The organism is Janthinobacterium sp. 64 (assembly GCF_002813325.1).
In the GTDB taxonomy this organism is placed as follows: Bacteria; Pseudomonadota; Gammaproteobacteria; order Burkholderiales; family Burkholderiaceae_D; genus Janthinobacterium.
In genome coordinates, this window is sequence record NZ_PHUG01000001.1 from 3,379,444 (window position 1) to 3,400,345 (window position 20,902).

At 58.1% G+C, this 20,902-nt stretch carries 12 protein-coding genes, 2 tRNA genes and 3 rRNA genes; 5 read left to right on the plus strand and 12 right to left on the minus strand.

Annotated elements, in window-relative coordinates; genetic code table 11:
- Positions 1-47 precede the first annotated feature (47 nt).
- Complete coding sequence (locus tag CLU91_RS14885) at positions 48-413, plus strand: acyl-CoA thioesterase (protein WP_232730930.1); 366 nt, start codon at positions 48-50, stop codon at positions 411-413.
- A 21-nt stretch (positions 414-434) separates the two neighbouring features.
- Positions 435-2,027 (plus strand): alkaline phosphatase D family protein, encoded by a 1,593-nt coding sequence (locus CLU91_RS14890; RefSeq protein WP_100874789.1) that lies wholly within the window; start codon positions 435-437, stop codon positions 2,025-2,027.
- Here CLU91_RS14890 and CLU91_RS14895 read toward each other — a convergent pair.
- Positions 2,024-2,890 (minus strand): LytTR family DNA-binding domain-containing protein, encoded by an 867-nt coding sequence (locus tag CLU91_RS14895; RefSeq protein WP_100874790.1) that lies wholly within the window; start codon positions 2,888-2,890, stop codon positions 2,024-2,026. The genes CLU91_RS14890 and CLU91_RS14895 overlap by 4 nt on opposite strands.
- A gap of 158 nt (positions 2,891-3,048) precedes the next feature.
- On the opposite strand from CLU91_RS14895, the gene CLU91_RS14900 reads away from it, so the two are divergent.
- Positions 3,049-4,248 (plus strand): acyltransferase family protein, encoded by a 1,200-nt coding sequence (locus tag CLU91_RS14900; protein ID WP_100874791.1) that lies wholly within the window; start codon positions 3,049-3,051, stop codon positions 4,246-4,248.
- Here the strand turns inward: CLU91_RS14900 and CLU91_RS14905 are convergent.
- The 4 genes from CLU91_RS14905 to CLU91_RS14920 form a co-directional block, all read right to left on the minus strand.
- Positions 4,218-5,900, minus strand: a complete 1,683-nt coding sequence (locus CLU91_RS14905; RefSeq protein WP_100874792.1) for a long-chain-fatty-acid--CoA ligase — start codon at positions 5,898-5,900, stop codon at positions 4,218-4,220. The two genes, CLU91_RS14900 and CLU91_RS14905, sit on opposite strands and share 31 nt — an antisense overlap.
- Positions 5,901-5,954: 54 nt before the next feature.
- The gene (locus CLU91_RS14910; RefSeq protein ID WP_100874793.1) at positions 5,955-7,637 is read right to left on the minus strand and encodes a long-chain fatty acid--CoA ligase; all 1,683 of its coding nucleotides are present in this window, start codon (positions 7,635-7,637) and stop codon (positions 5,955-5,957) included.
- Between the two features lie 276 nt (positions 7,638-7,913).
- A complete protein-coding gene (locus CLU91_RS14915; RefSeq protein ID WP_100874794.1) occupies positions 7,914-8,963 on the minus strand; it encodes an aminopeptidase in 1,050 nt (349 codons plus the stop codon).
- A 1-nt stretch (position 8,964) separates the two neighbouring features.
- Positions 8,965-11,040, minus strand: a complete 2,076-nt coding sequence (locus CLU91_RS14920) for a molybdopterin-containing oxidoreductase family protein (protein ID WP_100874795.1) — start codon at positions 11,038-11,040, stop codon at positions 8,965-8,967.
- Positions 11,041-11,246: 206 nt separating this feature from the next.
- Between CLU91_RS14920 and CLU91_RS14925 the strand changes: the two genes are divergently transcribed.
- Positions 11,247-12,440, plus strand: coding sequence for a M20 aminoacylase family protein (locus tag CLU91_RS14925; RefSeq protein WP_100874796.1), 1,194 nt, complete (start codon positions 11,247-11,249; stop codon positions 12,438-12,440).
- A gap of 1 nt (position 12,441) precedes the next feature.
- Here CLU91_RS14925 and CLU91_RS14930 read toward each other — a convergent pair whose 3' ends face one another.
- Positions 12,442-13,326, minus strand: coding sequence for an NAD(P)-dependent oxidoreductase (locus CLU91_RS14930; protein ID WP_269800653.1), 885 nt, complete (start codon positions 13,324-13,326; stop codon positions 12,442-12,444).
- Between the two features lie 101 nt (positions 13,327-13,427).
- Here CLU91_RS14930 and CLU91_RS14935 point away from each other — a divergent pair, with 101 nt between their 5' ends.
- Positions 13,428-14,000, plus strand: a complete 573-nt coding sequence (locus CLU91_RS14935; protein WP_232730762.1) for an acyloxyacyl hydrolase — start codon at positions 13,428-13,430, stop codon at positions 13,998-14,000.
- Positions 14,001-14,134: 134 nt separating this feature from the next.
- On the opposite strand, the gene rrf is transcribed toward CLU91_RS14935, so the two are convergent.
- The 6 genes from rrf to CLU91_RS14965 all read right to left on the minus strand — a co-directional run bounded on the left by rrf (position 14,135) and on the right by CLU91_RS14965 (position 20,898).
- Positions 14,135-14,247 (minus strand): 5S ribosomal RNA (gene rrf, locus CLU91_RS14940).
- Positions 14,248-14,385: 138 nt separating this feature from the next.
- Positions 14,386-17,261, minus strand: a 23S ribosomal RNA gene (locus CLU91_RS14945).
- A 242-nt stretch (positions 17,262-17,503) separates the two neighbouring features.
- A tRNA-Ala gene (locus CLU91_RS14950) sits at positions 17,504-17,579 on the minus strand.
- A 25-nt stretch (positions 17,580-17,604) separates the two neighbouring features.
- A tRNA-Ile gene (locus CLU91_RS14955) sits at positions 17,605-17,681 on the minus strand.
- A gap of 79 nt (positions 17,682-17,760) precedes the next feature.
- Positions 17,761-19,291, minus strand: a 16S ribosomal RNA gene (locus CLU91_RS14960).
- Together the 16S, 23S and 5S rRNA genes with 2 tRNA genes alongside form the textbook arrangement of a ribosomal RNA operon.
- 410 nt (positions 19,292-19,701) lie before the next feature.
- A complete protein-coding gene (locus CLU91_RS14965) occupies positions 19,702-20,898 on the minus strand; it encodes a DUF3322 domain-containing protein (protein ID WP_232730763.1) in 1,197 nt (398 codons plus the stop codon).
- Positions 20,899-20,902 lie beyond the last annotated feature (4 nt).

The window sequence follows — 20,902 nt, forward strand, 5'->3', positions numbered from 1 at the left end:
ACTGCCTCGCCTCCGGCCTGCCCGCCGGAAAAATGCCGGAATTGCGCATGATGCCCGCGCCGTCCGACGCCAATGTGTACGGCGACGTCTTCGGCGGCTGGATCATGGCGCAGGTCGATATCGCCGGTTCCCTGCCGGCCACGCGGCGCGCCAACGGCCGCGTTGCCACCATCGCCGTCAACTCCTTCATCTTCAAAAACCCCGTCTTCGTCGGCGATTTGCTCTCCTTCTACGCCGACATCGTCAAGGTAGGCAATACCTCGATCACCGTCAATGTCGAGGTATATGCCGAGCGCAACCGCCTGCAGGCGTGCATCGTGAAAGTCACGGAAGCAACCCTGATCTATGTGGCGACGGACTCCGACCGCAAGCCGCGCAAGGTGCCGCCGATCGAGACCTTATTGTCGTCTTGATTGTCGCAATAATTCCACACCATGGATAGCCAGCGCCGCATCTTCCTGCAAAGCGCTGCGCGCATCACCGCGCTGGCCGCGGCCGGCAGCGTGCTGTCCGGTTCCAGCGCGAGCGCCGCCACGCGCATGAATGGCAACGGCTATCCGTTTGCGCTCGGTGTCGCTTCCGGCTCGCCCTTGCCGGATGCGGTGGTGCTGTGGACGCGCATCTGCTACGACCCGCTGCAGGCAGCCGCCACGCCCGCCGTCGCCCTGACAGTGCGCTGGGAACTAGCCGAAGACGAGGCGTTCCGGCGCATCGCCGCCAAGGGCCAGGCCACGGCCATGCCGACCCTGGCGCACAGCGTGCACGTCGACGTGGGCGGCCTCGCGCCCGGGCGCTGGTACTGGTACCGTTTTATCTTTGGCGACGCCGTCAGCCCCGTGGGCCGCACGCGCACGGCGCCCGCCGCCGACAGCCTGCCCACCTCGCTGAAGCTGGCCGTCGCTTCGTGCCAGCACTGGGAATTCGGCGCCTATGCGGCGCACCGGCATATCGCCGCGGCCGCGCCCGACCTGGTGGCTTTCCTCGGCGACTACATTTATGAATGGGGACCGTACCAGCTGCAGCATCCAAGCCGGGCCATGCGCACGCACGAAAGTTTTACGTTGGACGAGTACCGCGCCCGCTATGCGCAATACAAGAGCGACCAGGATTTGCAGGGCGCGCACCTGGCCGCGCCGTGGATCGTCACCTGGGATGACCATGAAGTGGCCAACGATTACGGCAACGACCGCGACGAATTGCTCACGCCCACCTTTTTGCAGCGCCGCGCGGCCGCCTACCAGGCGTTTTATGAACACATGCCGCTGCGCCTGCTGCCGCTGGGGCGACGCGGCTTTGTCGACATGCGCATCTACCAGCGCTATGACTGGGGCCGGCTGGCGCGCTTCCACGTGCTCGATGACCGGCAGTACCGCGCCTATCACGCGTGCGCCAGGCCGGGCCGCGGCGGCTCCAATTCCGTCACCACGCGCCACTGTCCCGACTTGCGCAAACCCGGCCGCACCATGCTGGGCGAGGAACAGCAGCGCTGGCTGCAAGCCGGCCTTGACGACTCCCCGGCGCGCTGGAATATCCTCGCCCAGCAAACCCTGATGGCGCAATCGAGCCAGGTGCCGATTGTGCGACCCGGCGATGAACGCATCTGGACCGATGGCTGGGACGGTTACCCGATGGCGCGCCAGCACCTGCTCGACGCCTTGCAAAGCAGCAAGGCCAGCAACCCGCTGGTGCTGTCGGGCGACGTGCATACCTTTTATGCCACGGAACTGAGCCGCAACGCCATGCGCCCCACCGGCAAGAACAATCCCGTGCTGGCCACCGAATTTTGCGGCACCTCCATCACATCAAGTTCCCGCCCGCAGGCGCGCACCGAGCAGTACGTGGCGATGAACCCGCACATCCGCTACGGACGCAGCGACAAGCGCGGCTATATGTTGATGGAAATCACGCCAGAGAAAACGACGACCCTGTTCCAGGGCCTGGAGAATGTGCGCGACAGCGCATCGGGCATCGCGACACTGGCCCGCTTTGTCGTGCACGATGGCAAGGCTGGCGTGCAACGCATCTAGCACATGCTTTTCAAGGCATCGCGGTAGCGCCGGCTGACGGGCACTTCACCGCCCGTGGACAGCACGGCGCGCGCATCGCCCGATTCCAGCGGCACGATGCTCTGTACAAATGCAAGGTTGACGATATAGCTGCGGTGCACGCGCACGTAGCGATTACCATCCAGGCGGCGCTCGATGGCGGCCATGGTCGAGCGCAGCGGGTAATCGTGGCCACGCACGTGCAAATTGACATAATTACCCCAGGCCTGTATCCATTCAATGTCGCCGGCGGGCAGCAAAAAATCCTTGCCCAGCTTGCGCACCAGGAAGCGCTCCGGCTGCTGCACCGGTTCCACGGCCGGGCCTTCATCAGGTTCGCCCAGCAGGGTCGCCTCGCCTTGCCAGCGCATCAGCAGTAGCTGGTAAAAGCCCGTGAACAATAAGATAGAGAAGTAAGTACGCACATCCTTGACGTATTCGTATGGCAATTCACGCCACCAGTTACCGAAATCGTAATCGCTGCCGGCGCTCCAGTAGGCCAGCTTGCGCAAGGCTACCATGGCCAGCACATGCACGAGGCTGTAGACGAGCGAGGCGGCCAGGTGCCAGCGCAGGTTCTGGCGCTGGAACACCAGGTGCAGCGGCCGCAACTGGTTGGCCAGGATCACCAGTGGTACCAGCGCCAGCAACACCAGGTTGCTGCTCCACTCCCACACGGCCACTTCCCAAAAAGGCGTAGCGAGCCCGGCACGCTGGCGGTCGGTCCAGCTGATCCAGCAGTTGAGCGACGTTTGCAGCAGATATAGGACGATCCAGAAAGCTGGTTCGGCGATCTGGCGCCAGCGTTGATATCGTTGCAACAAATCGGTGGAAGACAGGCGCATGGTGTCGGACGGTGGATGAGTTGCATGATTGTAAGGTCCCAAAGCCGTCCCAGCATCACCGCTCGTCACAAACAGCCCGCAATTGGTCACTTTTCGCTGGTTCACCCCGCGCGGCATGCCTATGCTGGGGCCTTCCCTGACCAACGGATCTCGCGACCATGATCACCAATTCTCGCCGTTACGATATCGATGCCTTGCGCTTTCTTGTCTTCAGCCTGCTGATCGTCTACCACACGGCCATGCTGTACCTGGACGGTGCCGCCTTCCACATGAAGAGCAGCTACCTGACGGAAACGTTGAACTATCCCATGGTCTTTATCAACCGTTGGCGCATGGAAATCGTGTTCCTCATTTCCGGCGTGTCCTGCGCCATGATGACGCAAACGTCCAGGCGGGCCTTCCTGTGGCGCAGGGTCAAGCGCCTGTTGCTGCCCCTGCTGTTTGGCGTGCTCGTGGTGATACCCGTGCAGCCGTATTGCGAAGGCGTCACGAACGGCCTGGTCGAACCTGGCTATGGACAATTCCTGCTGGATTACTTTGGCGGCCATGCCTGGCCAGCTGGCGCATTTACGGGCTGGAAGACCAGTTTTACCTGGAATCATCTGTGGTATCTCGTGTATTTGTTGCTGTACACCATCGTGCTGGTGGCGCTCCAGCCGCTGCTGGCCAAGGCAAGGCCGCTGTTTACGGGGTTGCGCGGCTGGCGCCTGTTGATCCTGCCAGCCCTGCCGGCGCTGGCGGCAACGGCCTTCCTGAAACTGCGCTATCCGGAAAACCACGCGCTGGTGAAGGACTGGTACGCGCACGCCATCTATTTCACCCTGTATCTGTATGGCTGGTGGCTGGGCAATGACAAGGGAGTGTGGCAAGAGCTGGCGCGCTTGCGCTGGCATGCGCTGCTGCTGGCGCCCTGCGCGTTTGCCGTGTACATGGCGTTCGACCAGATGTATTCGGAGAACCTGCTGACCTGGGCCTCGTTCGGCTCCTGGCCCATGCGCAACCTGTATATGTGGCTGGCCATCTGCGCCATTCTGGGCTGGTCGCATACGCTATTGAACCGCCCTTTTGCCTGGCTGCCATGGGCGCGCCAGGCCGTCTTTCCTTGGTACATATTGCACCAGAGCGCGATCGTGCTGCTGGCGTATTGGCTCGTGCCCCTGAAGCTTGGGCCAGTGGCGGAACCGCTGCTGGTACTGGCCGGCACGGTGGCGATCTGCTGGCTGGGAACCTCGCTGCTGATCAGCAAGGTGAACTGGCTGCGGCCCTGCTTCGGCTTGCCCGCCCGCCCAGGCCGAAACCTGGCGGCGGACACGGCCTTGGCTGCGAATCAGGCAACCTTCTTTTCATCGCGCAATTGACGGCGCAAGATCTTGCCGACGTTGGTTTTCGGCAATTCATCGCGGAACTCGATGTATTTCGGTTTCTTGTAGGCCGTCAATTCATGCTTGCAATGCTCACGGATCTGCTCCACCGTCAGGTTCGGATCCTTGCGCACGACAAACACTTTCACGGCTTCGCCCGCGTTGGCGTCCGGCACGCCGATGCACGCGCATTCCAGCACGCCCGGGCACGATGAAACCACGTCTTCCACTTCGTTCGGATACACGTTGAAGCCGGAGACGATGATCATGTCTTTCTTGCGGTCCACGATCTTCACGTAGCCGCGCTCGTCCATGACGCCCACGTCGCCCGTCTTGAAGTAGCCGTCGGCCGTCATCGACTTGGCCGTTTCATCGGGACGCTGCCAGTAGCCGGCCATCACTTGCGGGCCGCGCACGGCGATTTCACCCGGTTCGCCCAGCGGCACTTCCACGCCGTCGTCGTTCAGGATCGCCACTTCCGTCGACGGGAAAGGCAAGCCGATGGTGCCCGTAAATTCCGTGATGTCGACACGGTTGCCCGTCACCACGGGCGACGTTTCCGACATGCCATAGCCTTCGATCAGCGGGCAGCCCGTCAGTTTCAGCCAGCGCTCGGCCACGTTGCGCTGCAGGGCCATGCCGCCGCCATTGCACACCTTGTAGCTGGAGAAATCGAGCTTGGCAAACTCGGCATTGTTCAGCAGCGCGTTGTACAGGGTATTGACGGCCGGGAAAACGACGATCTTGTGCTTGCTCAATTCCTTGACGAAACCGGGAATGTCGCGCGGGTTCGGGATCAGCACGCTCATGCCGCCCAGGCGCATGCCCATCAGGGCGCTGACCGTCAGCGAATAGATGTGATACAGGGGCAAGGCGCACATGAATCCCATCGAGGTGGCGCGCATTTCAGGCGTCATCACGGGCGACATCCACGCCTCGTTTTGCAATACGTTGGCGATCACGTTACGGTGCAACAACATCGCGCCCTTCGACACGCCCGTCGTGCCACCCGTGTATTGCAGGAAGACGATATCGTCATGCCCCTGCTGCACGGGCTGCAAGGTCAGGCGCGCACCTTCGGCCAGCATCTTGTTGAAACTGATGGCGCCCGGCAAGGAAAACGCAGGCACCATTTTCTTGATCTTGCGCACGACGAAGTTGACGATCGTGCCTTTCAGTCCACCCAGCAAGTCGCCCATGGTGGCGACGATCACATGCTTGACCTGGGTATGCGGCAACACCTGCTCCACCGTGGTGGCGAAGTTTTCCAGCACGATGATCGCTGCACTGCCCGAATCGATCAGCTGGTGCTGCAATTCACGCGGTGTGTACAGCGGGTTGACGTTCACCACCGTATAGCCGGCGCGCAAAATCGCCGCCATCGCCACCGGATATTGCAGCACGTTCGGCAGCATGATCGCCACGCGCGCACCCGGTTGCAGGCCCTTGCTTTGCAGCCAGGCACCCATCTGCCGCGACAGTTGGTCGAGCTCACGGTAGGTCATGAATTTATCCATGCACACGAAAGCGTTACGGTCCGCATATTTCTGGAACGACTCTTCCAGCAAATGTGTCACGGAACGGTATTGCGTGCAGTCTATCTCTGCGGGAACGCTGTCCGGGTATGACTTCAACCAAATCTTGTCCATCTCGCCTCATCTTTATCTGTAAAAGGGATGCGCCTCCTGGCGCATCCACATTGTTTATGCTGCTATCGTTTTCTCGTCACGCAGGGCGCGACGCAAAATCTTGCCGACGTTGGTTTTCGGCAGTTCATCGCGGAACTCGATGTATTTCGGCCGCTTGTAGCCCGTGAATTGTTCCTTGCAATACGCGGCCAGCACTGCCTGGGTCAGGTTCGGGTCCTTGCGCACGACAAACACTTTCACGGCTTCACCCGAATGCTCATCAGGCACGCCCACGCAGGCGCACTCAAGCACGCCCGGATGGGCGGCGATGACGGCTTCGACTTCGTTCGGATACACGTTGAAGCCGGAGACGAGGATCATGTCTTTCTTGCGATCCACGATTTTCACGTAGCCGCGCTCATCCATGATGCCCACGTCGCCCGACTTGAAATAGCCGTCGGCCGTCATGACCTTGGCCGTTTCATCGGGACGGTTCCAGTAGCCGCTCATCACTTGCGGGCCACGGATGGCGATTTCGCCCGTCTGGCCCAACGGCACTTCCTTGCCGTCATCGTCGAGAATCGCGATCTCGGTCGACGGAATCGGCAAGCCGATGGTGCCTGAAAACGCCGTGCTGTCGGCACGGTTGCAGGTGGCGACGGGCGACGTTTCCGACAGGCCATAACCCTCGATGATGGACACGCCCGTCGCTTGCAGCCACTTGTCATTGACGGCTTGCTGCACCGCCATGCCGCCGCCATTGGCGATCTTCAAGCCCGAGAAATCGAGCTTGGCGAAGTCCGGGTGATTCACCAGCGCGTTATACAGGGTATTGACCGCCGGCAACAAATTGAACTTGTACTTGCCCAGCTCCTTGATCAGGCCCGGGATATCGCGCGGATTCGGGATCAGGATATTCAGCGCGCCCACGCGCGTGCCCCACATGGCGCACGCCGTCAGGGCAAAGATATGGTACAGCGGCAAGGCGCAGACAACGATCATCTGTTCCTTGCTGTTCTGGTCGAGCGCCGCGCCCGACCACGCTTCGCTCTGCAGCACATTGGCGATCACATTGCGGTGGCTCAAGGTCGCGCCTTTCGACACGCCCGTGGTGCCGCCCGTGTATTGCAGGAAAGCAGGGTCATTGATGCTCAGCTCGACGGGCGTGAGTTTCATGCGGCTGCCCAGCGCCAGCGCCTGCTTGAAACGCATGGCGTTCGGCAAGGAATACGCGGGCACCATCTTCTTGACGTTGCGCACGACAAAATTGACGAGCATGCCTTTCAAACCGCCCAGCATCTCGCCCATGCTGGCGACGACGATGTGCTTGATGGCCGTCTTGCTCAATACTTGTTCGAGTGTATGGGCGAAGTTTTCCAGCACGATGATGGCTTCGCTGCCCGAATCGTTGAGCTGGTGCTCGAGTTCGCGCGGCGTGTACAGCGGGTTGACGTTGACCACCGTGTAGCCGGCGCGCAGCACGGCGGCAATGGCCACCGGATACTGCAGCACGTTCGGCATCATCAGGGCAACTCTGGCGCCCTTCTTCAGGCCACGGCTTTGCAGCCAGGCACCGAGCTGGCGCGAATAGGTGTCGAGCTCGGCATAGGTGAGAAATTTGTCCATGCAGACATAGGCATTGCGGTCCGCATATTTTTGAAACGCTTCTTCCAGCACATGCACCAGCGAACGATATTGATCCGGATCGATGTCGGCGGGAACGCCGGGAGGATACGACTTCAGCCAAATTTTTTCCATCCTGTGCCTCTTGTCTCGAATAATCGTGGGGGAGCCGGCGCAGCCTGCCGGCGCGGATCATTGCTGCGGATTCTGTCGTCCTGCAGTCAGTTTGAGCATTCTGACGAGCAATTGCTCTATGCTACTAATGCGATGCTATCGGGCGCCGCGCTTCCATGCAAGCGCTTTCAACAGTATTCGAGCAGCAACTCTAGGAGCATTTTGTGCTGCACTGCAGCATGATAAATACACTGTTACCGAATCGCTTACCTCGCCGTACGGGACAATCTTTACGGGTCAGGGGCTGGACAATTGTTCCAGCGCATGCCTGCGCTCAGGCTGCTTGATCTGGGCCATTGTGTGCACTGCAGCATAAAAAGCACGAAAGTTCTTTTTTTCTTCCAGCAATTTTTTGAAGGCAGGCAAAAATTCATTGTAGGTCGACACGGAAGCCAGGTGCGCATTGCTCAATGGCTGCTCGAACCAGCGGTCGTAACCGGCAAAACCGCCCCAGTTTTTCTTCAGCACCTGGTAGGCGTCTTGCAGTGCCGTAAATACTTGCGCCTTGCGCGCGCGCTTCTCGGCATCGCTGGCGTCACTGGCATACACGGCTTCCAGCCTCCCCCGGTATGTCAGCAGCAAGGCCAGGAAATCCTGGCGCCGCCCTGCGTACTGGGCGTATGAGGCGCGCATCGCGTCATTGCCTTCGCGCGCCAGCCAGCGCTGCACGCCCGCCTCTTCCACGGCGCTGGCGAACGATTCGTTGAAGGCCGAATCGCCGGGCACGTACACCACCTGGTGCGCCAGCTCATGGAAGATCAGGCGCGCCAGTTCCGCATCGTTGTAATTGATAAAGGTCGACAGCAGGGGATCATCGAACCAGCCCAGGGTGGAATACGCGGGCACGCCGCCCACCTGCACGTCGTAATGCTGGGCGCGCAACTCGTCGGCATACGCGAGCGCCTCTTCCTTGCTGTAATAGCCACGATAGCTGACGCAGCCGGCGATGGGGAAACACCATTGCAGCGGCTGCAGCGACAGTTCCGGCGTGGCCACCACGTTCCATAGCACGAACGGGCGCCGCAGGGCGGCGTAGTTCTTGTAGCTGCCATTGTCCGGTAAATCCAGCTCGCTGACGGCAAAGCGGCGAATTTGCTGCGCCCTGGCCAGGCGCACTTTCAGGCGCGGCTCGGTGGCCGGGTCCCCGAGCCAGTCACCGATGGGCCGCGCGCCCGACCACAGCGCATACTGCCCCTGCGCCGCCTGCGTGTAGTAGCGCAGCTGCGTGCAACCGCCCAGCAGCAGACACACCGTGCCGACAAGCAAGCAGGCCGGCCAGCGCAGCATGTCAGGCAACCTTTTCCACTTCGACCAGCGTATCGTAGAAGGTCGGTGCGCGGCCCATGTCCGTCAGGCGCTGGCTCGTCACTTCATTGGCGTTCTTGCCATCGCTGGCGAGTTTCTTCCACCACACGGACAAGCCCACCACCAGGCCGCGTCTCGCCTTGTCGGTGACCCTGGCCTTGGCAACAAAGCTGCCACGGTCATTGAAGATGCGCACCATGTCGCCGGCGGCGATACCGCGTGCGGCGCCATCGTCGGGATGGATATCGAGGTGCGGCTCGCCTTCGGCCGCGCGCAGGCTTTTCACGTTGACGAACGTAGAATTGAGGAAATTGCGCGCCGGCGGGGAAATCATGGCCAGCGGGAAACGCGCCGCCAATGCGGGATTGCTGGCTTGCGATTCGTGCGGCGCGATATACGTCGGCAAGGGATCGAGTCCCGCCTGCGCCATCGCCTCCGAGTAAAACTCGCACTTGCCCGATGGCGTGGGGAAACCGCCTTCGGCAAATGGCGCCTCGGGCATGGCCAGCTTTTGCCAGCCCGTGCGTTTCAGCGATTCCCAGTCGAAATGCACGGCGCGCGCATCCGTCGCATCGAAGGCCTTGGCCGCCAAGGCATCGTCGCTTTCCTGGAAGCACGGATCATCAAAGCCCATGTATTGGGCCAGCAAACGGAAGATTTCCGTATTCGCCTTCGCTTCGCCCAGCGGCGCCACGGCCGCATTGTTCGCCATCATGTACAGGTGGCCGTAGGTGGAGTGCGCATCGACATGTTCGAGCTGCGTGGTGGCGGGCAGCACGATGTCGGCGTAATCGACGGTGTCCGTCTGGAAATGTTCGAGCACGACTGTAAACAAGTCTTCGCGGGCAAAGCCCTGCGCCACTTTCGAGGAATCGGGCGCCACGGCCAGCGGGTTCGAGTTGTAGACGATCACGGCTTCCACTTGCGGGCCAAACTCGGGCGAGCTGGTTTTCAGCAGATCGTCGCCGATGGTGCTCATGTTGATGGTGCGCGGCGTGCCTTTCAATAAGTCGGGGCGCTGCAGGGCCTTGCGGTTGACGGGGAAAGAACCCGAGCTCGACAGCTGCATGCCGCCCGCTGGATGGCGCCAGGCGCCCGTCAGGGCCGGCAGGCAGGCGATATTGCGCACCGCCATGCCGCCGCCATGCACGCGCTGTACGCCGTAGTTGGTACGGATGGCGGCGCCTTCGCCAGAGCGGCATGCCTGGCCGTACAGGCGCGCCAGGTCCAGCACTTCCGTGGCCGTGATGCCGCACACCTCGGCCACGCGTTCGGGCGGCCATGCCAGGGCCCGTTGTTTCAGTTCCGCATAGCCGATGGTGTACTGCGCGATATAGTCATGGTCGAGCAAATCTTCCGTGATCAGCACATGCATCAAGCCCAGCGCCAGGGCCGCATCGGTACCCGGCAGCAAGGCGATGTGCTGGTGGCATTTTTCGGCCGTCAGCGAGCGATACGGGTCGATGGCGATCAGGGTGGCGCCGTTGCGCTTGGCCTCTTGCGCGCGCATCCAGAAGTGCAGGTTCGAGGCGATCGGGTTGCCGCCCCAGATGATGATCAATTTCGCGTTCTGGAACTGCTCCATGTCCGTGCCGATGCTGGCGCCCACCGTGTAGCGGTAGCCCGTGGCGCCGGCCGAGGCGCAGATGGTGCGGTCCAGCAGGGACGCGCCGATCTGATTGAAAAAGCGCGAGGACATCGATTCGCCCTGCACCAGGCCCATGGTGCCGCAGTAGCTGTACGGCAAGATGGCCTGCGGATCGCGCGCGGCGATCGGTTTCAAACGGGCCGCGATGGTCTGCAGAGCTTCTTCCCAGCTGATGCGCTCGAACTTGCCTTCGCCCTTCTTGCCCACGCGGCGCAGCGGATGCAGCAGCCGGTCCGCATGGTAGGTGCGCTCCGTGAAGCGCGACACCTTCGTGCACAGCACGCCAGCCGTGGTCGGGTGGTCGGGATCACCCTTGACGGCGGTGGCCACGCCATCGGTCACGGTGACCAGCAAGGCGCAGGTATCGGGGCAGTCGAGCGGGCAGGCGGCGCGCACTTGGGTGGTGGTCATGGGGCAATCCAAAAACGTTGGGGGAAGGCGATACTGTAAACCATTCCGCGCGCTTGCTGTTGGCGCCGTGGTAAGCACGGCCGTGCGCTGGATTTACCCTGCAAACAAGGGCTACAATGCACTATTAGCCGAGCCTGTTTTTGATCAAGCAAGCGCGGTCCGGCGCGCCATACATTGCTGCGTGCCAGCATCCACAGGAGAGTCCCATGAAACTAGTTGATCCGATCTTGGCGTTTCAATCCGAGCTGCAAGGTATCCGCCGCGACCTGCACGCGCACCCCGAGCTGTGCTACGAAGAACAGCGCACCTCGGACGTGGTCGCCGCCAAACTGACGCAATGGGGCATTCCCGTGGTACGCGGCCTGGGCCGCACCGGCGTGGTCGGCATCATCCAGCATGGCACCTCAACACGCGCCATCGGCCTGCGCGCCGACATGGATGCCTTGCCGATGCAGGAAATGAATACTTTCGAGCATGCCTCGCGCCACCCGGGCAAGATGCACGCCTGCGGCCACGACGGCCACACGGCCATGCTGCTCGGTGCCGCCCATTACCTGGCGCAGCACCGCAACTTCGATGGCACCGTTTACCTCGTCTTTCAGCCAGCCGAGGAAGGCGGCGCCGGCGCGCGCGAAATGATAGCAGACGGCTTGTTTACGCGTTTTCCCATGGATGCCATCTACGGCATGCACAACTGGCCAGGCGCCGAAACGGGCACCCTGAGCGTGGTGGAAGGGCCGATGATGGCGTCGAGCAATGAATTCCACGTCACCGTCAAAGGCAAGGGCGCGCACGCGGCCCAGCCCCACAAGGGCATCGATCCCGTGATGGTCGCCGTGCAAATCGCGCAAAGCTGGCAAACAGTGATCACACGCAACAAGAGTCCGCTCGATACGGCCGTGCTGTCGATCACGCAAATCCACGCGGGCAGCGCCACCAATGTGATTCCCGATGACGCCAGCCTGGTCGGCACCGTGCGCACTTTTACCACGCCCGTGCTGGACCTGATCGAAGAGCGCATGCGTGACATCGCCATGCACACGGCCGCCGCCTTTGGCGCGGAAGTCGATTTCCATTTCAAGCGCAACTATCCGCCGCTGGTCAACCACGCGAAAGAAACGGCGTTTGCCGTCGAAGTCATGAAAAGCGTGGTCGGTGCGGACAAGGTCAACGCGAATGTCGAGCCGACCATGGGCGCGGAAGATTTTTCTTTCTTCCTGCAGGAAAAGGCTGGCTGCTACATCTTCATCGGCAATGGCGATGGCGAGCACCGCGATGGCGGCCACGGCCTGGGGCCATGCGTCTTGCACAATGGCAGCTACGACTTCAACGACCAATTACTGCCGATCGGTGCCAGTTTCTGGGTCAGGCTGGCCGAAGCGAGCCTGCCCATCACGTAAATCAACTGAGCTTGTCCGGACCGGTGCCCAGGCGCTGGTCCGGATTCAACGCTTCCAGGGCCAGCAAGGCGGCCGAGTGATCGGCCGTCGGGTACGTTTCAGCAATGGTTTCGTAGCGCTGCGTCACCAGTTGCGTCACCGGCAAAGTGACGTGGGCCGCCTCGGCTGCAGCGAGGATGTTGTGCATATCCTTGATCTGGCTCTTCACCTGGCCACCAGCAACAAAGTTACGTTCCAGCATGCGCTGGCCATGCACCTCCAAAATCTTGCTCTCAGCAAAACCGCCGCGGATCGCTGCCCGTACGGCGGCGGCATCCGCGCCAGCCGCCTGGGCCAGCAACAGCGCTTCAGCCACGATGGTCAAGGTAGCACCGACGATCAGCTGATTGCACAGCTTGGCGACCTGGCCACTGCCTGGCGGGCCCACCAGGGTCGGGCGCCCCATGGCCGCCAGGATAGTTTGCACGCGCGCGTAATCGCTGGTGCTGGCGCCGGCCATGATGGCCAGGGTGCCCGCCTGCGCGCCTGCGACGCCGCCCGACACGGGCGCATCGATGAAGGCATGGTCTGCCGCCTGCAAGGTGGCATGAAATTGCCGGGCTTCCGATTGTTGGGTGGAACTCATATCGATCCACAGCGCACCTGCGGACAGGGCCGGCAGCGCCTCTTGCAATACCTGCGCCACGATGGGACCGGCTTCCAGCATCGAGATGACCACGTCCGCGCCACTGACCGCCTCAGCTATGGAAACGGCCGGTTGCGCCCCTGCCGCACGCAGCACTTGGGCCTTGCTGTGCGTGCGATTCCAAATTGTGACAGAATATCCAGCGCGTAGCAGGCACCGGACCATCGGATCCCCCATCAGACCGATACCGAGAAATGCGATTTTTGTAGAGAATGTCAATTGAACCCCTGAGATTAACAAGTGGCGAGAGCGGCATCAAAGCAAGGTGCCTGTACAACAATAGCCTATCGGCCAATTTTACGATGAAAGCCTCTATGTTCTTCAAGAAGAATCTCCTCAAATCCATCGCCGCCGTTGCCGCGCTGATGGCGGCCAACGCCGGCTTTGCCGCCGACGACAAACTGATCGACTCCGTCTACGGCGAATATGCCAAGGGCGTGAAGGTACAAATGGTACGCGCTGGCGTGACCTCGAACTGGGATAAGGCCTGGTTTGTATCGAATGGTACGCAGTTGAGCGGTTACTGGGATGCCAGCATCGGCGGCTGGGATGGCAAGAGCTATCGCAACGTCCCTGGCCAGCATCAAAAACTGTGGGATCTGGGCTTTACTCCCGTGTTCCGCTTTGAAAACACAAACAAGCTGGGCTTCTATGCAGAAGGCGGCATTGGCGTACACATGCTGTCCAAGCTGTACGATAACGACGATAACCGCCTGTCGACCCACTTCCAGTTCGGCGACCATATCGGCGTCGGCTACGTGTTCAATAACAAATGGGAAGTCGCTGCGAAGATCCAGCATTTCTCGAATGGCGGCTACAAGAAGCCTAACAGCGGCGTCAACTTCATGAACGTCAAAGTGGCTTATCACTTTTAATGCAGGTGATACATGACAAAAGCAGCGCATAGCGCTGCTTTTTTTACACCTGTACGCTGTAAAACCTGCCAAATCAGCAGACGAAAAAAAACCCGACCATTGCTGATCGGGTTTTTCTCTACTGCGTATAACAAGCCTGACGATAACCTACTTTCACACTGGTTGCAGCACTATCATCGGCGCAAAGTTGTTTCACGGTCCTGTTCGGGATGGGAAGGGGTGGGACCAACTTGCTATGGTCATCAGGCATAACTTGTACTGGCATTTGTCCTCAATGGAGCGACAAAGCCTGAATCTGGAAGAAGCAAAGATTGGGGTAATGACTGGTAGTATCAACAAACACGCAACGTTGTACCGTCTTATCCTCTGTACCTGCTAAGGTTATAGGGACAAGCCGTACGGGCAATTAGTACTGGTTAGCTTAATGCATTACTGCACTTCCACACCCAGCCTATCAACGTCCTGGTCTCGAACGACCCTTCAAAGAGCTCAAGGCTCTGGGAAATCTCATCTCAAGGCAAGTTTCCCGCTTAGATGCTTTCAGCGGTTATCTCTTCCGTATTTAGCTACCCGGCAATGCCACTGGCGTGACAACCGGTACACCAGAGATACGTCCACTCCGGTCCTCTCGTACTAGGAGCAGCCCCCTTCAAATTTCCAACGCCCACGGCAGATAGGGACCAAACTGTCTCACGACGTTTTAAACCCAGCTCACGTACCACTTTAAATGGCGAACAGCCATACCCTTGGGACCGGCTACAGCCCCAGGATGTGATGAGCCGACATCGAGGTGCCAAACTCCCCCGTCGATATGAACTCTTGGGAGGAATCAGCCTGTTATCCCCAGAGTACCTTTTATCCGTTGAGCGATGGCCCTTCCATACAGAACCACCGGATCACTATGTCCTACTTTCGTACCTGCTCGACTTGTCAGTCTCGCAGTTAAGCACGCTTATGCCATTGCACTATCAACACGATGTCCGACCGTATCTAGCGTACCTTCGAACTCCTCCGTTACACTTTAGGAGGAGACCGCCCCAGTCAAACTGCCTACCATGCACTGTCCCCGATCCGGATAACGGACCAAGGTTAGAACCTCAAACAAACCAGGGTGGTATTTCAAGGTTGGCTCCACGAGAACTAGCGTCCCCGCTTCAAAGCCTCCCACCTATCCTACACAGATTGGTTCAAAGTCCAATGCAAAGCTACAGTAAAGGTTCATGGGGTCTTTCCGTCTAGCCGCGGGTAGATTGCATCATCACAAACATTTCAACTTCGCTGAGTCTCGGGAGGAGACAGTGTGGCCATCGTTACGCCATTCGTGCAGGTCGGAACTTACCCGACAAGGAATTTCGCTACCTTAGGACCGTTATAGTTACGGCCGCCGTTTACTGGGACTTCAATCAAGAGCTTGCACCCCATCATTTAATCTTCCAGCACCGGGCAGGCGTCACACCCTATACGTCCACTTTCGTGTTTGCAGAGTGCTGTGTTTTTATTAAACAGTCGCAGCCACCAGTTTATTGCAACCCTTTCACCCTCATGGAGTAAACCAATCAAGCTACCGGGGCGTACCTTTTCCCGAAGTTACGGTACCAATTTGCCGAGTTCCTTCTCCCGAGTTCTCTCAAGCGCCTTAGAATACTCATCTCGCCCACCTGTGTCGGTTTGCGGTACGGTCTCGTATGACTGAAGCTTAGAGGCTTTTCTTGGAACCACTTCCGATTGCTTCGTGCACAAGTGCACTCGTCTCAACCCCTTGAATTCCGCGCCCGGATTTGCCTAAGCGCCTTCTATGAGCCAAAAACCAACTATTCCAACAGTTGGACAACCTTCCGCGATCCGTCCCCCCATCGCATCATACGACGGTGCAGGAATATTAACCTGCTTCCCATCAGCTACGCATCTCTGCCTCGCCTTAGGGGCCGACTCACCCTGCTCCGATGAACGTTGAACAGGAAACCTTGGGCTTACGGCGTGGAGGCTTTTCACCCCCATTATCGCTACTCATGTCAGCATTCGCACTTCTGATACCTCCAGCATCCTTTACAAGACACCTTCGCAGGCTTACAGAACGCTCTCCTACCATATATATTGCTATATATCCGCAGCTTCGGTGACTGGCTTAGCCCCGTTACATCTTCCGCGCAGGACGACTCGATCAGTGAGCTATTACGCTTTCTTTAAATGATGGCTGCTTCTAAGCCAACATCCTGACTGTTTTAGCCTTCCCACTTCGTTTTCCACTTAGCCAATCTTTGGGACCTTAGCTGGCGGTCTGGGTTGTTTCCCTCTTGACGCCGGACGTTAGCACCCGACGTCTGTCTCCCAAGCTCGCACTCATCGGTATTCGGAGTTTGCAATGGTTTGGTAAGTCGCAATGACCCCCTAGCCATAACAGTGCTCTACCCCCGATGGTGATACTTGAGGCACTACCTAAATAGTTTTCGGAGAGAACCAGCTATTTCCAAGTTTGTTTAGCCTTTCACCCCTACCCACAGCTCATCCCCTAATTTTTCAACATTAGTGGGTTCGGACCTCCAGGGCGTGTTACCGCACCTTCATCCTGGCCATGAGTAGATCACTTGGTTTCGGGTCTACACCCAGCGACTGATCGCCCTATTCGGACTCGATTTCTCTACGGCTTCCCTATATGGTTAACCTTGCCACTGAATGTAAGTCGCTGACCCATTATACAAAAGGTACGCAGTCACGGAACAAGTCCGCTCCTACTGTTTGTATGCACACGGTTTCAGGATCTATTTCACTCCCCTTCCGGGGTTCTTTTCGCCTTTCCCTCACGGTACTGGTTCACTATCGGTCGATTACGAGTATTTAGCCTTGGAGGATGGTCCCCCCATATTCAGACAGGATGTCACGTGTCCCGCCCTACTTGTCGTACGCTTAGTATCACCGGTCCGATTTCACATACGGGGCTATCACCCACTATGGCTCCTATTTCCAGAGGATTCTGTTATCGGTCCGACTATCACGTACAGGCTCCTCCCATTTCGCTCGCCGCTACTTTGGGAATCTCGGTTGATTTCTTTTCCTGCAGCTACTTAGATGTTTCAGTTCGCCGCGTTCGCCTTGCATACCTATGTATTCAGTATGCAATACCCTAAAAGGGTGGGTTGCCCCATTCGGAAATCTGCGGATCAAAGTGTGTTTGCTCACTCCCCGCAGCTTATCGCAAGCTACTACGTCCTTCATCGCCTGTAATCGCCAAGGCATCCACCATGTGCACTTATTCGCTTGTCCCTATAACGTTAGCCTCTCATCATTTGCATGAGGAAAGAGCGCTACAGGGATAAGAAAGTACAACGTTGTTGCTTGTTTGTTGATACATACAATCATTACCCATCGATTCGCTTTTTACGGCAAACCGATCAATAAATAATCTTTACTTCTTCCAGATTGTTAAAGAACATACAGCACTTGATCTCGAAAAGACCAAACCTAAATCCCGGTGCACTATCTGCACTGATTTACGTTTGAACTTTTGGTGGAGGATGACGGGATCGAACCGACGACCCCCTGCTTGCAAAGCAGGTGCTCTCCCAGCTGAGCTAATCCCCCTAGGGTATTTCCAGACTACAGAAACTGGTAGGGCTGGTTGGACTCGAACCAACGACCCCCGCGTTATCAACACGGTGCTCTAACCAGCTGAGCTACAGCCCCAAATGCTGTTCTTTATATTAACAGCCGATAAGTGTGAACATTTGATGTGTGAATCATTGCTGATTCGTGCAAACTCTAGAAAGGAGGTGATCCAGCCGCACCTTCCGATACGGCTACCTTGTTACGACTTCACCCCAGTCACGAATCCTACCGTGGTAAGCGCCCTCCTTACGGTTAAGCTACCTACTTCTGGTAAAACCCGCTCCCATGGTGTGACGGGCGGTGTGTACAAGACCCGGGAACGTATTCACCGCGACATGCTGATCCGCGATTACTAGCGATTCCAACTTCATGCAGTCGAGTTGCAGACTACAATCCGGACTACGATACACTTTCTGCGATTAGCTCCCCCTCGCGGGTTGGCGGCGCTCTGTATGTACCATTGTATGACGTGTGAAGCCCTACCCATAAGGGCCATGAGGACTTGACGTCATCCCCACCTTCCTCCGGTTTGTCACCGGCAGTCTCATTAGAGTGCCCTTTCGTAGCAACTAATGACAAGGGTTGCGCTCGTTGCGGGACTTAACCCAACATCTCACGACACGAGCTGACGACAGCCATGCAGCACCTGTGTACTGGCTCTCTTTCGAGCACTCCCCAATCTCTCGGGGATTCCAGCCATGTCAAGGGTAGGTAAGGTTTTTCGCGTTGCATCGAATTAATCCACATCATCCACCGCTTGTGCGGGTCCCCGTCAATTCCTTTGAGTTTTAATCTTGCGACCGTACTCCCCAGGCGGTCTACTTCACGCGTTAGCTGCGTTACCAAGTCAATTAAGACCCGACAACTAGTAGACATCGTTTAGGGCGTGGACTACCAGGGTATCTAATCCTGTTTGCTCCCCACGCTTTCGTGCATGAGCGTCAATCTTGACCCAGGGGGCTGCCTTCGCCATCGGTGTTCCTCCACATATCTACGCATTTCACTGCTACACGTGGAATTCTACCCCCCTCTGCCAGATTCTAGCCTTGCAGTCTCCAATGCAATTCCCAGGTTGAGCCCGGGGATTTCACATCAGACTTACAAAACCGCCTGCGCACGCTTTACGCCCAGTAATTCCGATTAACGCTTGCACCCTACGTATTACCGCGGCTGCTGGCACGTAGTTAGCCGGTGCTTATTCTTCAGGTACCGTCATTAGCAAGAGATATTAGCTCTCACCGTTTCTTCCCTGACAAAAGAGCTTTACAACCCGAAGGCCTTCTTCACTCACGCGGCATTGCTGGATCAGGCTTTCGCCCATTGTCCAAAATTCCCCACTGCTGCCTCCCGTAGGAGTCTGGACCGTGTCTCAGTTCCAGTGTGGCTGGTCGTCCTCTCAGACCAGCTACTGATCGATGCCTTGGTAGGCTTTTACCCTACCAACTAGCTAATCAGATATCGGCCGCTCCACGAGCATGAGGTCTTGCGATCCCCCACTTTCATCCTTAGATCGTATGCGGTATTAGCGTAACTTTCGCTACGTTATCCCCCACTCTAGGGTACGTTCCGATATATTACTCACCCGTTCGCCACTCGCCACCAGAGCAAGCTCCGTGCTGCCGTTCGACTTGCATGTGTAAGGCATGCCGCCAGCGTTCAATCTGAGCCAGGATCAAACTCTTCAGTTTAATCTCTGTTTAATGTCATTTCTGACAGGTCGGACAGTATCACTACCATCCAAATCTTTTGCATTGCAAAAGATTTGCTCACTCAAAAAACTGACAGGCCACTACTTTCGTAGCGCCTATTTCATTATTTCTTGTGAACATTTGATATTTTAAGTTTTACGCTGCTTGCGCAGCGCTGCACTTACATCAAATGCCCACACTTATCGACTGTTAATTGTTAAAGAACTGTATTCGGTGCTACTTTCGCGCTATCGACAAAGCGTTGTGTTTGTCAGCTGCGAAGAAGGAAGAGTATGAAGCGTTTGCAGCATTTCGTCAACCTTCTTTTTTACCCACTTCACTCAGCATTTGCATGCATCGTTCAGCGAGGGGGCGAATTATAGCCCTGCCCCGCGATAGTGGCAAGGCTTTCAGCCAAGATTTTGTATCGCCGCCCTGACCCAGCGAAAACCCAGTCTTTCCTGCTCCATACGCAGGCATTCGCCCAAAGCATGTTCGTGCAGTATTTTAAACAGGGCCAGTTCCTCATGCGTCAAACGGGTCAGATTACCACCGTGGCGTTTATGCGGCTCTTCACTCCCCCACAGCAAGCGGTGCGCTTCCAGCGTCGCGATGTCCATCAGCATGGAGCGCGCTTGTGGCAAGTATGCACGCAAGCGATCCAGGATGGCAAAGCCGTGCGTATCGATATCGCCCCAGTAAATTACTTCCTTGTCAGCCAACCAGGGCACATCACCGAGGCGTTCGACACTATAACCGCCGCCGAAAATCACCATGCTGTCTTCAACCTCCGGAAACGCCAGGCCATTGATTTCATTCTCGGTAATAAAGACGCGTTTTACATTGACATGCAAGGCAGCGAACTGCGCTACCGGCACGCTCAGGTCAGACAAGCCAGCGATATAATGGCGCGGATCGAGCAGGCGAAAACGTATCACTACCGGTTTGCTCAATAATCCATAACGCGTTTCAAATTGGCGCGCCCCGACGGCCTGCGCGTCGATCGCCTCGGGCAGCATTAGCTGATCCAGTAATTCCGCCAGCAAGGCCTTGCGCGTTTCGATGAATTTTCCGCCCACCCCAGCGATGTCGAGTTCGCGCAAGTAAAGCTGCGGACGTGGATGCGCCACAAACCATTGCAGGATCAGCACGATGCGTTCCCATGCAGGCGCGTGCTCGAGCAACAGCATCGGACGGCGCGCGATCCAGCCGGCCAAAGCAGGAAACGCCTGCAGCGTCAGCGTCAGCAATTGCTCGAAACGCCGCTTCTCCGCCATTTTTCCGATCAGCCGCAAGGCGTCGCCCTCTTCGTCCACGACCACGCCAGCCGGCATGCGATTACGCCCCAACTGGCGATGATTGATATCACGCCATTCGATGGTGTAGCCGTAGCCCTTGTGACTCTTGCTGCCTTCATCAAGTTGGCGTATCCAGCGCCGCACTTCATCGAATTGCTCGCCCAGTTGCGCCGAGGCAGGCTGGCGCAGATTGAGAGGCAAGGGAAACAGCGCGCTCTGACTGACATGCGCCGCCAGCAGGCGACCGCTGTCCCACTGGCGCAGTAACTGCATACGAATGTCGGCCGGCGTGGTCCAGTTGGTGCTCATGGCG